Genomic DNA, 13024 nt, shown 5'->3' on the forward strand with positions numbered 1-13024 from the left:
CCGTTCCCGTGTCCGGGTCAGCCCTCCAGGACGTACCCCGCCCCGCGGACGGTGCGGATGCGGTCCGCCCCGATCTTGCGGCGCAGGTAGGAGATGTAGACCTGCACGAGGTTCGCCGAGGCCGGCTCGGACCAGACCTGGGTGGCCAGCTCGTCGTGCGACACGGTGGCACCCGGCTCGGCCAGCAGGGCGTTGAGCATGGCGAACTCGGTGGGCGACAGGGACACGGGGGTGCCGTCGACGCTCACCTCGCCGAGCTCGGTGTCCACGAGCAGCTCGCCGCGGCGGATCATGGTGTGGCCGAGGTTGCCGACGAGGCGCAGCCGCAGGCGGATGCGGGCGGACAGCTCGTCGACCGCGAAGGGACGCAGGACGTAGTCGTCCCGGTCGCTGCGGAGCTGCGCGATCACAGACGAGCGGCGTTCACGCGGCGTCAGCACGACGACCGGCACCGAGGGTGACTCCGCATGGACGGCGGCCAGCACGGCGGCGTGCTCGGGGCCGGGCAGGTCGACGTCGAGCACCAGCAGGGCCGGCGGCGAGGCCCGGACCGAGTCGAGGACGGCGATGCCGTCGCTGACCAGGTCCGCGGGCATGCCGTCGGCGCGCAACGAGCGCAGCACGGAGGTCGAGGCGGCTGTCATGGGCAGCGCCACGAGGACGGGGGCATACGGGGGCACGGACGATCGAGCCGTCGCCTGAGACGGCACGAACACGGACGCACCCCCCGGGGGAGCAGCGGGGAGCATCGCGTTACAGCTTGACCGGGATTCGTCCTCACTACAATCCGTCAGCGGTCGAAGTGCCTGTTTCGCACCGACGAACGGCACCGCCTGAGAACCTCACTGCTCTGTTCGGACCAGTGCGCGCGGGGATCTCTCGACCGTTGCCACGCTCCAGCGCGCTCGGACGACCTGTCGGCGCGGGCACGCAACCCCGGCTCTCAGGATCACAGGAGATCCCTCGGGGTCCTCCATAGTGTTGCCCATCATGCGACGGAAACCCTCCGCTGCGGCAGACCGGCTCGATCCCCGCGAACTGGTTGCACGACTCTCCGCAGAGCACAGCTCCCCCTCTGTGCACTCCCCCGCTCGATCGGGTGGCGGCCGCCATGCGGCGGCACCGGCCGTCCCCGCGGCCCGCACCCCCGATCCGGCCGAGTACCTCGACGCCCCCCTGCTCACGCACACCGCGTCGTTCTCCCGTATCGACCCGGACTCGCGTATCGACCCGGACCGGGCGGAGGCGCCGGACCCCGAACCGGCGACCGCCCCCGCCGGGCTGGCCGTGGTGACCGCCGACCCGGACGACCCCGAGGCGTCCGTGATCGAGCGCGAGGCCACGACGGTGGTGCCCCGCCCGCGGACCGGCCGCCGACGCGCGCCGCGGTCGATGATCAGGCGGCTCGCGCCGCTGACCATCGGAGCGGCCGTCGTGCTCGTCGCGGCGCTGATCGCGGTGCTGCTGCGGCCCGCGTCGCAGGACGGCCCGGATCTCGCGGCCTCGCTGGCGTCGAACGCCGCCGCCCAGGCCACGCCGCCCACGACGACGTCGTCGACCGGGGTGGCGGAGGTGCCGGCCCCGCCGGCCCTCGCCGACGCGGCCAAGGCCGCCCGCACCGAGGCGACCACGACCACGCGCAAGCCGGCGCCCACCACCACCAACCGGGCGGCCGCCCCCGGCACCCAGGCCGCCGCACCGCGCGCCACCGGCTCGGCGAGCGACGGCGCCACCGCCGCCGGGGCCAAGGGCTGGACGCTCGTCGGCGGGGACGAGTTCAACGGTTCGTCGCTCTCCGGCCAGTGGGGCGCCTACGACGGCGCCGGGCACGGCGGCAACGGGCGGCGCACCCCGAACGCCATCTCGGTCGGGGGCGGTGTCCTCACGATCACCGGCGACTCCAACGGCAACACCGGCGGCCTGGCCTCGAACGACAGCCGCCAGTACGGCAAGTGGGAGATGCGGGCCAAGTTCCCGGCGGGCGACGACCAGTACCACCCGGTGCTGATCCTCTGGCCGACGGACATCGCGTGGCCGCAGGGCGGCGAGATCGACTTCGCGGAGACCAGCAGCGCCTCGAAGGACGTGTCGTTCTTCCTGCACTACAGCGCGTCGAACCAGCAGAAGTCCGCGCAGAAGGCCCTGGACATCACCCAGTGGCACAACTACGCGGTGGAGTGGACGCCCAGCGGCATCACCGGCTACATCGACGGCGTGCAGTGGTTCCAGAGCACGGACAAGGGCACGCTGCCGCCCGGCAAGATGCACCCGACGATCCAGCTGGACTACTTCCCGGACGGCGGGTCGCCCCGACAGAGCCAGCTGATGGTCGATTGGCTGCGGGTCTACTCCTAGAACCAGCGCTCGACCACGGCGAGCCCTTCGCGCAGCAGCGTGAGGGGCTCGCCGTCGGCGATCTGCCAGATCACGGCGGCGCCCGCGAGGCCGGCCAGCAGCACGAACACCGCGAGCCAGCGCCCGAGAACCACGTGGCGGCGGCGGCGGCGCCGGCGGGCGGCCAGCTCGTCCCAGGTGGTGGGCCCGCGGTGATGGCGGGCCCGCTGGACCGGGATGCGGTCGGTGGGCACGTCGGACAGGTGCACTGAGCTGATCGTCATGGCGGCTCCCGGCGGACGGTGCGGTCACCCGGACTGTCGAACGGGAATCCCGGTGCGTTAGCGAAATCCGTAGGCCGAAAGGTCTAGCGGTCTGCGCCGTCTCCGCAGGTCACCGCGGGTAGCGGATGAGGAGCGAGGCGTGCACGTCGGCGGTGCCCTCCGCCGCGTACCCGTGCGGGACGTCCGCGGCCCACTCGAGGAAACCGCCCGCCTCGGCCCGGCCGGGTGCCTCGACCGGGCCCGCACGCAGGCACCCCGCGAACACCGTGGCGTGCTCGGTGACGCCCGGGTGGTGCGCCGGGGAGACCTGGCTCGCCCCGGCGGGGATCTGCATCCGGTAGAGCTCGTAGGTGGCGGGACCGTCGTCGAAGGCCCGGAGCAGGTCGATCCGCACCGCCCGGCCGACGATCCGGGCCGGCCGCCCCTCGACCAGCGCGGTCAGCGCCACCCCGAGCGCCGCGGCCACCGAGTGCAGTGTGTCGAGGGTCGGGTTGCGGGTGCCGGCCTCGAGCCCCGAGAGCGTCGCCTTGCCGACGCCGGCGGCGCGGGCCAGCGCGGACAGCGACATCCCCCGCTCCTCCCGCAGCGCCCGGATCCGTGGGCCGACGTGATCGGAGCCGCCGGGGAGCGCGGTTGCCGGGTCCGGGGTCACGCGGCTACTGTCCCACATCGTTCCGTTTACGGAACGACGAGAGGGGGTGCCGTGCGAGGAACGGCAGGAGTCGCACGGCCGGTCCTCGCCGGGGTGGTCACGGCCGTCGTCGGCTTCGGGGGATCCTTCACCGTCGTGCTCGCCGGGCTCAAGGGGGCCGGCGCGACCGACGCGCAGGCGGCGTCCGGGCTGCTGGTGGTCGCGGTCGGGTCCGGCGTGGTCGCGCTGGTCCTGGGCCTGCGCACCCGGCTCCCGATCAGCATCGCCTGGTCCACGCCCGGCGCGGCGCTGCTGGCCACCGCGGGCGTGCCCGAGGGTGGGTTCGCCGCGGCCGAGGGGGCGTTCCTGCTGTGCGGGCTGCTGATCGTGGTCACCGGGCTGGTGCCGGCGCTGGGCCGGCTGATCGCCTCCATCCCGGGGCCGATCGCGGCGGCGATGCTCGCCGGCGTCCTGCTCGACATCTGCCTCGCGCCCGTCCGCGCCCTGCACGACGTGCCGCTCATGGCCGCACCGGTGATCGTCGTCTGGGTGCTGGTGACCCGCTTCGCCCGGCCCTGGGCCGTGCCCGCCGCGCTGGTCACGGCCGTGATCGCGATCCTCGTCGCCGGCAGCCCGACCGGCGCGGAGCACCTCGCGCCGACGCTGGAGTTCACCTCCCCCGCCTTCACGCCCGCGGCGCTGATCGGCATCGGGCTGCCGCTGTTCCTGGTGACCATGGCCTCGCAGAACGTGCCGGGGATGGCGGTGCTCGCGCAGTACGGCTACCGACCCCGGCTGCGTCCGATCCTGCTCTCGACGGGGCTCGCCACGCTCGCCGTCGCCTCCTTCGGCGGGCACGCGATCAACCTCGCCGCGATCAGTGCCGCGCTGGCCGCGGGCCCGGACGCGGATCCGGATCCGAAGCGGCGGTGGATCGCGTCCGTCACGGCCGGGATCGGGCTCGCCGTCCTGGGGCTCGGCGCCGGGCTGGCCGCCGCGCTGCTCGTGCTCGCGCCGCCGGTGCTCGTCGAGGCCGTCGCCGGGCTCGCGCTGCTCGGGGCGCTGGCCGGGGCCCTGTCGTCGGCCGTCTCGTCGGCCGAGGGACGGGAGCCGGCGATCGTCACCTTCGTGGTGACGGCGGCGGGGATCGCCTTCCTCGGCCTCGGCTCCGCGTTCTGGGGCCTCGTCGCGGGCCTGGCCCTGCACTTCGCCTTCCGCCGCCGCGCCCAGGCCTGACCCCGCGAGTCGGCAGTTCCGGGAGGCCGAATGTGACGGTCACGACGTCGTGAGCGTGTGTTTCGGCCTCCCGAATGTGCCGACTCGCGGGGGGTTAGAGGAGGGTGCGGCGTTCGAGGAGGGGGCGGATCTCGGGATTGCGGCCGCGGAAGTTGCGGTAGGCCTCCATGGCGTCGATCGCGCCGCCCTTCGAGAGCAGCTCGCGGCGGAAGCGGTCGCCGTTCTCGCGCTTCAGGCCGCCGTTCTCCTCGAACCATTCGACGGTGTCCGCGTCGAGGACCTCGGACCACAGGTAGGAGTAGTAGCCCGCCGAGTAGCCGCCCGCGAAGACGTGGTTGAAGTAGGTGCTGCGGTAGCGCGGCGGGATCAGCGGGTGCGCGATCCCGGCCTTGCGCAGCGCCTGCGCCTCGAAGGCCAGCACGTCGTCCACGGTGTCGTCGACGGTGAGGGTGTGCCAGGCCTGGTCCAGCAGCGAGGCGGCGAGGTACTCGGTGGTCCGGAAGCCCTCGCCGTAGGTGCGGCTGGCCAGCAGCTTCGCGAGGAGCTCCGCCGGCAGCGGCTCGCCGGTCTCGTGGTGCTTCGCGTAGCGGGCCAGGATCTCCGGGCGCTCCAGCCACATCTCGTTGACCTGCGACGGGAACTCGACGAAGTCCCGCGGCACGGACGTCCCGGAGAAGGTCGGGTACCGCACGGCCGAGAAGAGCCCGTGCAGCGCGTGCCCGAACTCGTGGAACAGGGTGCGGACCTCGTCGATCGTCAGCAGCGTCGGCTCGCCGGCGGCGGGCTTGGTGATGTTGAGGGTGTTCATCACGACGGGCTTCTCGTCGAGCAGGAAGGACTGCCCGACCAGCGCGTTCATCCACGCGCCGCCGCGCTTCGTCTCGCGCGCGTAGTAGTCGCCGCCGAACAGCCCGATCGGCGTGCCGTCGACGTCGAACACCTCCCAGAACCGGACGTCCGGGTGGTAGCCGGCGAGGTCGTGCCGCGGGTGCAGCTGGATCCCGTAGAGCTGCTCGGCCGCGTGGAACACCCCGTGCTCCAGCACGGACTCCAGCTCCAGGTAGGGGCGGAGCAGAGCGGCGTCGATCTCGAAGCGCTCGCGGCGGACCCGTTCGGCGGCGAACGCCCAGTCCCACGGCTCGAGGACGCCGGCGCCGGCGAGCTCGACCGCCTCGGCGTCGGCGTTGCGCATCGCGGGCGGGGTGAGGTCCGCGAGCATGGCGGCGACGGCGTCGACCGTGCCGGCCGTCGAGTCCTCGATGACGTAGGCGGCGTGCGTCGGGTAGCCGAGCAGGCGGGCCCGTTCGGCCCGCAGCGCCGTGATCCTCAGGACGATCTCGCGGGTGTCGTGCTCGTCGCCGCCGGAGCCGCGCCCGACCGACGCCTCGAAGACCTCGCGCCGCAGCCCCCGATCGGTGAGCGAGTCGAGGACCGGCTGGTTGGTGGGCAGCACCATCGTCAGCAGGAAGCCGCTGGTGTGCCCGCGGGCCTCCGCGGCCGCGGCCGCCGCCGAGATCGCGCCCGGGGACAGGCCGTCGAGCTTCGCGGGATCGTGGACGTGGACCGCGGCGGCGTTCGCGCCGGTCAGCAGGCGCGCGCTGAACGTCGTCGACAGGGAGGAGAGCTCGGCGTTGAGTGCCGTGAGCCGCTCCTTGTCCGCATCCCCGAGCTCGGCGCCGGCCCGGACGGCGTCCGTGTGGTGGCGCTCGACCAGCCGCGTCGACTCGGGATCGAGGTCCTCGCGGGCCTCGTGCACCGCCTGGATGCGGGCGAAGAGCCGAGGGTCGAGCGCGATCGCGTCGGAGTGGGCCGCGAGCATGGGCGCGACGACGGCCCGGACCTCCTCGATCCGGGGCGAGGTGTGCGCACCGGTGCGGGTGAAGAACACCCGCGAGACCCGGCCCAGCGTGCCGCCCGAGCGCTCGAGCGCCTCGATCGCGTTGGCGAACGTCGGCGGGCCGGCGGCGATGATCGCCTCGACCTCGGCGCGCTGCTCCGCCATGCCCTGCTCGAAGGCCGGGAGGTAGTCCTCGTCGGTGAACGAGGCGAAGTCCGGCAGGCCGTAGGGCAGCGTGCTGGGGCGGAGGAAGGGGTTCGCCATCCGGCCACGGTAGCGGGGAATCGGACGGTCGCGGTCCGTGATCGGCTACCGTCGCCACCACCGAGGGGGACGGGTGGGGCACGCGGAGGAGTTCGGACCGTACCGGCTGGACGAGCTGGTCGGCCGTGGCGGCATGGGCGAGGTCTGGCGCGCGTGGGACACCCGCCGCAGGCGGACCGTCGCGCTCAAGCGGCTCGGCGCCGAACACTCCGGCAACCGGGAGTTCGAGGCCCGCTTTCGCCGCGAGTGCGAGCTGGCCGCCCGGCTCGCGGCGCCGCACGTCATCCCGATCCACGACTACGGCGAGATCGACGGCCGGCTCTTCCTCGACATGCGCCTGGTCGACGGCGAGGACCTCGGGTCCCGGCTGCGCACCCTCGGCCGGCTCGAGCCCGCCGCGGCGGTCGCCGTGATCACCCAGCTGGCCTCAGCCCTGGACGCCGCGCACGCCGCGGGGCTGGTGCACCGGGACGTCAAACCGTCGAACGCGCTGATCACGGCGGACGACTTCGTGTACCTCGTGGACTTCGGGATCGTGAAGGCGCTCGCCTCGGACACGGTCCTGACCAGCACGGACGGCGTGGTGGGCACGGCGGGCTATCTCGCGCCGGAGCGGATCACCGGCAGCGGTGAGGACGCGCGGTCGGACGTCTACGCGTTGGCCTGCGTGCTGTACGAGTGCCTCACGGGCAGCAAACCCTTCCCGGCGGCGACGGCCGCCGCGGTCGTCCTCGCGCACGTCAACTCCCCCGTGCCGCGGCCCGGCGACCGGGACGCGCGGCTGCGGGCGTTCGACGCGGTCGTGGCGGCGGGGATGGCCAAGGAACCGGCGGCGCGGCCGGAGTCGGCGGGGGCGCTGGCGCGGATGGCCGCGGCGGCGTTGCGGGCGCCGTTCGTGCCGGTGGGGCCGCCGTTGGCGGGTGGTCCGACCGCATTCGGGCCCACGCTGCCGGGGCCCGGAGGGGCGGCGCCGTCCTCCCGGTCGGGGCCCGGAGGTGCGGCCTCCGCTCCCGCCGCGGCCTCGGGCGGCGGGTCGAGCTCGGGCGGCGGTCCGGGCCCGGGCTCGGGGCCGTCTGCGCCCGGCGGGTACGCGCCTGCCGGATCGGGCAACGGGTACGGCGGTGGGTACGGCCCCGGCGGCACCCGGGCCGGCGGAAGGGGCTTCGCCGAGGCCCCGCCCACCATGATCGGCCCGGTCTGGGGTTCCACGCCCCCGCCGCAGCCCCCCGCTCCCCCGCGGCGACCCCGCTGGCCGTGGGCGGCCGGGATCGGGGTGCTGCTCGTGGCCGCGGCGGTCGCGGCCGTGGTCGTCCGGCCCTGGGAGCGCCAGGCCGATCCGGTCGTCGAGGTCCCGGTCATCACCTCGTCGACCACCGCCGCGCCGCCGACGCCGCCGCCTGCGGCCGTCCCCGCGGTGCAGCGGATCGTGTCGCTGGGCGGGGATCCCCGCTCCCTGGTCGTCGACGACCGGGATGCGCACGTCGTGATCGTCCCGAAGCGGTTCACGGACCAGGTCGTGCCGGTGGAACTGGCCAGCGGCGCCGTCGGGTTGCCGCTCGACGTGTCCGAGGCCGGTGGCGGGATCGCGCAGGACGCCGCCGGCGGGCTCTGGGTGCCGCGCTGCGCGCCCGGCGGCGGGGCCTGCTCGCTCGACGAGGTGGAGCGGGAGGGCCCGCTGCGCACGGGGGCGGCGCTGGACCGGGTGCCCACCAACCTCGTGCTCGAGAAGCGGACGGGGCTCGCGCACGTCGTCGTCCTCAAGGGTGGGGTCAGCTCGGTGGCCGGCGTGGACACCGCGACCGGCCGCGTGGTCGGCGGGCCGGTGCCGCTGGGCAGCGGCAACGCGAACCTCGCCCTCTCCCCCGACGGGAACGTGCTCGCCTTCGCCGACGGCACCGGCCTCGTCTCGCTGATGTCCACCCGGTCGAGCCAGGTGCTGGGCACGGTCGCGACCGGCGAGGGATCGACCTACCTCGCGTTCTCCCCCGACGGCCGGCGGCTCTACGTGAGCGCAGGCGCGGCGGGGACGGTCGCGGCGGTCGACGTCGCCACCCGCCGGCTCGCCGCCCCCGCGATGCCCGTCGACCCGGGGCTGGCGGGGATCGCGGTGTCCGCGGACGGGAGCCGACTCTACGTGGCGGACAAGGACAGCGGGATGCTCGACGTCCTCGACGCGGCCACCCTGAAGACCCTCGCCCCGGCGATCCGGATCGGGGGCGCCCCCACTGTCGTCGCGGTCTCGGGCAACCGGGTCCTCGTGCTCGACGAGGCCACGGACAGCCTGGTCGTCCTCGGCTGAGTTCCACGCCGGGGCCCGGACGTCCTCACAGGGCGGCGGCGCGTTCGCCCAGCATGACCGCCGTCGCGGCGGGCCCTCGCCGGGGAACCGTGGGAAGGACGGAGGTGTCCGCCACCCGCAGGCCGTCGACGCCCAGGACGTGCAGGGACTCGTCCACCACCCGACCCATCGCGGCGCTTCCGCACAGGTGAACCGAGGTCGTCAGGACCTCCGCGATCCAGCCGTCGAGGCGGCGGTCGTTGCCCAGCATGAAGCCGTCGGGGGTGCTGCGCCACAGGCCGGCGCAGCGCAGGAGGTCCGCGGCGACGCGGATCGCGGCGCGCAGGCGGCGGCGGTCGGCCTCCGTGCGCAGGTAGCGGTGGTCGAGGTGGGGCGGGGCGAGCGGGTCCGCGGAGGTGATCGTGAGGTCGCCGCGGCTCTCCGGGTGCTGTAGCGCGCACATCAGGTGCAGGTCGCCGTCGGGGACGAAGGGGCGGGCGTACAGCAGGATCTCCAGGTCACCGGCCGGATCGGACCCGGAGTCGAGGTTCAGGGAGGCCTGCCCCGCGACCGCGTCCGGGTGGATCGGGCCGCCGGGCCAGCGGAAGGGCAGGTAGACGCTGGGATGGTCCGAGAAGCCGGCGCCGACCGGGAGGTCCTGCCGGACCGGCACACCGGCGGCGGACAGGACCGGAGCCGGGCCGATGCCGCTGTGCATCAGCAGGGTCGGGGTGCCGACGGCCCCGGCGCAGAGCCAGATCTCACCCCCGCGGATCGGGCCCTCGGTCGTCTCCACGCCCGCGGCCCGGCCGCCCTCGACCAGCACCCGGAGGGCCCGGGTCCCGCCGAGCACCGTCAGGGGGTGGGCGGGGGCGGTTCCCCACGGCGGCGGCAGGTACGCCGTCGCCGCGTTGACCCGCACGCCGTCGACCGCGTTGGACGGGATGAGCCCCGCCCCCGGCGGCCCGCCCGCGTTCTTGTCCGGCTCGGCCGGATAGCCCAGCGCCGCGCAGGCCTCGAGGAACGGGGTCGTCACCGGTGCCAGCAGCGCCCCGGCGGGGCGGGTCACCCGGAGCGGGCCGCTGCCGTACCCGAGGTCGAGGTCCTCGGCCGTGTAGAACCGCGCGACCTCCGGGAGGGACCAGCCGGGGACCGCCCAGTCCGCGAAGTCCTGCGGCACGGCCCGCACGAAGTACGCGCCGTTGATCGCGCTCGAGCCGCCCACGACCCGTCCGCGCGGCACGGCGACGGTGCGGTCCCGGATCAGGGTCGCGGCATACGCCCAGTTCAGCGCATGTCCGGGGGCGGTCGCGGCGAGCGACGCCACCCTCGTCACGTCCGGCGGGGAGGACTCCGGACCCGCCTCCACCAGGCACACCGAACGATCACCGCGCGCGGCCAGCCGGCCCGCCAGCGCACAGCCCGCGGAGCCCGCGCCCACCACCACCACGTCGTACATCGAGTGCGAGGATGCCCCACGTGAGCCATCCTGCGAACGATCTCGCCGAGTTCGTGTCGGCCTCGCCGACCCCGTACCACGCGGTGGCCGAGGCGGTCCGCCGGTTGCAGGAGTCGGGCTTCACCGAGCAGGTCGAGACGGCCGAGTGGGACGACACCCCCGGCGGGCGGTACCTGGTGCGCGACGGCACGCTGCTGGCCTGGTCGGTCGGCGACGGCGTCCGCCCCGGGGCGCCGCTGCGGATCTTCGCCGCCCACACCGACTCCCCCACGCTCAAGGTCAAGCCCCGCCCGGACACCGGCGCCGCGGGCTGGCGGCAGGTCGCCGTGGAGGTCTACGGCGGCGCGCTGTGGAACTCCTGGCTGGACCGCGACCTCGGGCTCGCGGGCCGGCTCGCCCTGTTCGACGGCCAGGTCGTGCCGGTGAACGTGGACCGGCCGCTGCTGCGCGTCCCGCAGCTGGCGATCCACCTGGACCGGCAGGTCAACCAGGGTCTGACGCTCGACGCCCAGCAGCACCTGCTGCCCGTCTGGGGCATCGGGGACGTGCACGAGGGCGACCTGATCGAGTTCCTGGCCGCCGAGGTGGGCATCGACCCGCGGCAGGTCGCCGCCCACGATCTCGTGGTCCACGACCTCACCCCGCCGGCCCTGATCGGGCGCGACGAGGAGCTGCTCGCCTGCCCGCGACTGGACAACCTCGCCTCGGTGCACGCCGGGCTCGCCGCGCTGCTGGCCGCGGCCCGCGCGAACACCGGCACCATCCCCGTCTTCGTCGGGTTCGACCACGAGGAGATCGGTAGCGGCTCGGCGACGGGCGCGGCGGGCCCCCTGCTGGAGACCCTGCTGACGCGGCTGGCCGGCGGCTTCGACGGGCGGTCCCGCGCGTTCGCGGCGTCGCGCTGCCTCTCCGTGGACGTCACGCACGCGGCGCACCCCAACTACCTGGAGCGCTACGACCCGGGGCACCGCAGCATCCCGAACGGCGGCCCGTCGCTCAAGGTCAACGCCAACCAGCGCTACGCCACGGACGCCCCCGGTGCGGCGGCCTGGCAGCGGGCGTGCCGCGGCGCGGGCGTCCCGACGCAGGTGTTCGTCGGCAAGAACACGGTCCCGTGCGGGACGACGGTCGGCCCGATCACGGCGACCCGGCTCGGCATCCGGACCGTGGACGTCGGCATCCCGGTGCTGTCGATGCACTCGGCCCGCGAGCTGTGCGGGGTCGACGACCCGGGCCATCTCGCTGCCGCGGGCGCGGCATTCCTCGCAGACGCGACATAAACGCCACTCCCGGTTGCCGGTCACCCGGACGAGGGTGACCGTCGCCACATGGCGGACACAGAGGGCGTTCTCCGGTCACAACGGCGTCGGGCGGTGTTCGCCTCGACGGTGGGCACCACGATCGAGTGGTACGACTTCTTCCTCTACGGGACGGCGGCGGCGCTCGTCTTCCCCAAGCTGTTCTTCCCGGGCGCGGACCCGTACGTCGGGATCCTGCTGGCGTTCGGCACGCAGTTCGGCGGGTTCGCCGCGCGCCCCATCGGCGCCGCGATCTTCGGCCACTACGGGGACCGGATCGGCCGCAAGTCCACCCTGATCGTCACGTTGCTGCTGATGGGGATCGGCACGGCCCTCATCGGGCTGCTGCCCTCGTACGCCGCGATCGGCATCGCCGCGCCGATCCTGCTGACCGTCCTGCGGATCCTGCAGGGCGTCGCGGTCGGCGGCGAATGGGGCGGCTCGGTGCTGCTCGCCATGGAGTGGGGCACGACGAAGCGGCGCGGCTTCATGGCCAGCTGGCCGCAGCTCGGGGTCCCGCTCGGCCTGCTGCTGTCGACGGCGCTGGTGCAGCTCATGTCGTCGACCACCGGTCCGGGGTTCCTGACGTGGGGCTGGCGGGTGCCGTTCCTGGCCAGCATCCTGCTCGTCGCAGTGGGGCTGTACGTGCGGCTGAAGGTGCTGGAGAGCCCGGAGTTCGCGGCGGTCAAGCAGAAGAAGACCGTGCACCGGATGCCGATCGTGGAAGCCCTGCGCACGCAGTGGCGCGAGATCGTCACCTCGGCCTTCGTGCGACTCTCGGAGCAGGCGCCCTTCTACATCTTCATCACCTTCGTGCTCACCTACGGCACCGAGCAGCTGCAGCTGAACCGCTCCGGGCTGCTCAACGACACCCTGGTCGCCGCGGCCGTCGGGCTGGTGAGTGTGCCGCTGTTCGGCTGGCTGTCCGACCGGATCGGGCGCCGGCTGATGTACGGCATCGGGATCGTGTGCACCGGCCTGTTCGCCTTCCCGTACTTCGGGCTGCTCGACACGCGCGTGGCCGGGCTGGTGCTGCTGGCGATCGTGGTGTCGCTGATCTTCCACGACATGCAGTACGGGCCGCAGGCGGCGCTGATCGCGGAGAGCTTCGGGACGAACATCCGCTACTCCGGCGCCGGGCTCGGGTACCAGCTGGCGTCCGTGATCGCGGGCGGGCCGGCGCCGCTGATCGCCGCCTGGATCCTCAAGAACACCGGCTCCAGCACGGGTATCGCCTGGTACATCGTGGGGTGCGCGGTCGTCTCCCTCATCGCGTTGATCCTCATGCCGCGCCCGGCCCGGGAGACCGAGAAGTCCGTCGAGGCGGCGGTGGCGCACGGCTGAGCTGTCCTGTGAGTGGCAATAGTCGCTATAGCGACTATTGCCACTCACGAGGTCGGCGG

At 74.1% G+C, this 13024-nt stretch carries 10 protein-coding genes; 5 read left to right on the forward strand and 5 right to left on the reverse strand.

The window, feature by feature from the left end; genetic code table 11:
• Positions 1-17 precede the first annotated feature (17 nt).
• On the reverse strand, positions 18-644 hold the full coding sequence (locus ABD324_RS30615) for a winged helix-turn-helix domain-containing protein (RefSeq protein ID WP_344425015.1): 627 nt from the start codon (positions 642-644) through the stop codon (positions 18-20).
• A 433-nt stretch (positions 645-1077) separates the two neighbouring features.
• Here ABD324_RS30615 and ABD324_RS30620 point away from each other — a divergent pair, with 433 nt between their 5' ends.
• Positions 1078-2355: a glycoside hydrolase family 16 protein gene (locus ABD324_RS30620; RefSeq protein ID WP_344425018.1), complete on the forward strand. Its 1278-nt coding sequence runs from the start codon at positions 1078-1080 to the stop codon at positions 2353-2355.
• On the opposite strand, the gene ABD324_RS30625 is transcribed toward ABD324_RS30620, so the two are convergent.
• Positions 2352-2618: a hypothetical protein gene (locus tag ABD324_RS30625; RefSeq protein WP_344425021.1), complete on the reverse strand. Its 267-nt coding sequence runs from the start codon at positions 2616-2618 to the stop codon at positions 2352-2354. The genes ABD324_RS30620 and ABD324_RS30625 overlap by 4 nt on opposite strands.
• A gap of 109 nt (positions 2619-2727) precedes the next feature.
• Positions 2728-3270: a helix-turn-helix domain-containing protein gene (locus ABD324_RS30630; RefSeq protein ID WP_344425024.1), complete on the reverse strand. Its 543-nt coding sequence runs from the start codon at positions 3268-3270 to the stop codon at positions 2728-2730.
• Between the two features lie 51 nt (positions 3271-3321).
• On the opposite strand from ABD324_RS30630, the gene ABD324_RS30635 reads away from it, so the two are divergent.
• Positions 3322-4485 (forward strand): benzoate/H(+) symporter BenE family transporter, encoded by a 1164-nt coding sequence (locus ABD324_RS30635; protein WP_344425027.1) that lies wholly within the window; start codon positions 3322-3324, stop codon positions 4483-4485.
• 94 nt (positions 4486-4579) lie between these two features.
• Here ABD324_RS30635 and ABD324_RS30640 read toward each other — a convergent pair whose 3' ends face one another.
• On the reverse strand, positions 4580-6586 hold the full coding sequence (locus ABD324_RS30640; RefSeq protein ID WP_344425030.1) for a M3 family metallopeptidase: 2007 nt from the start codon (positions 6584-6586) through the stop codon (positions 4580-4582).
• 73 nt (positions 6587-6659) lie between these two features.
• Between ABD324_RS30640 and ABD324_RS30645 the strand changes: the two genes are divergently transcribed.
• Complete coding sequence (locus tag ABD324_RS30645) at positions 6660-8885, forward strand: serine/threonine-protein kinase (protein WP_344425032.1); 2226 nt, start codon at positions 6660-6662, stop codon at positions 8883-8885.
• A 25-nt stretch (positions 8886-8910) separates the two neighbouring features.
• Here the strand turns inward: ABD324_RS30645 and ABD324_RS30650 are convergent, their stop codons facing one another.
• Entirely contained in the window at positions 8911-10323 is a 1413-nt protein-coding gene (locus tag ABD324_RS30650) for a GMC family oxidoreductase (protein WP_344425034.1), read from the reverse strand.
• A 20-nt stretch (positions 10324-10343) separates the two neighbouring features.
• Here ABD324_RS30650 and ABD324_RS30655 point away from each other — a divergent pair, with 20 nt between their 5' ends.
• Both ABD324_RS30655 and ABD324_RS30660 read left to right on the forward strand, forming a co-directional pair.
• Positions 10344-11603: a M18 family aminopeptidase gene (locus ABD324_RS30655; RefSeq protein WP_344425037.1), complete on the forward strand. Its 1260-nt coding sequence runs from the start codon at positions 10344-10346 to the stop codon at positions 11601-11603.
• Between the two features lie 48 nt (positions 11604-11651).
• A complete protein-coding gene (locus ABD324_RS30660; RefSeq protein WP_344425040.1) occupies positions 11652-12965 on the forward strand; it encodes an MFS transporter in 1314 nt (437 codons plus the stop codon).
• The last annotated feature ends 59 nt before the right edge of the window (positions 12966-13024 follow it).

It is taken from the genome of Pseudonocardia ailaonensis, assembly GCF_039531635.1.
In the GTDB taxonomy this organism is placed as follows: domain Bacteria; phylum Actinomycetota; class Actinomycetes; order Mycobacteriales; family Pseudonocardiaceae; genus Pseudonocardia; species Pseudonocardia ailaonensis.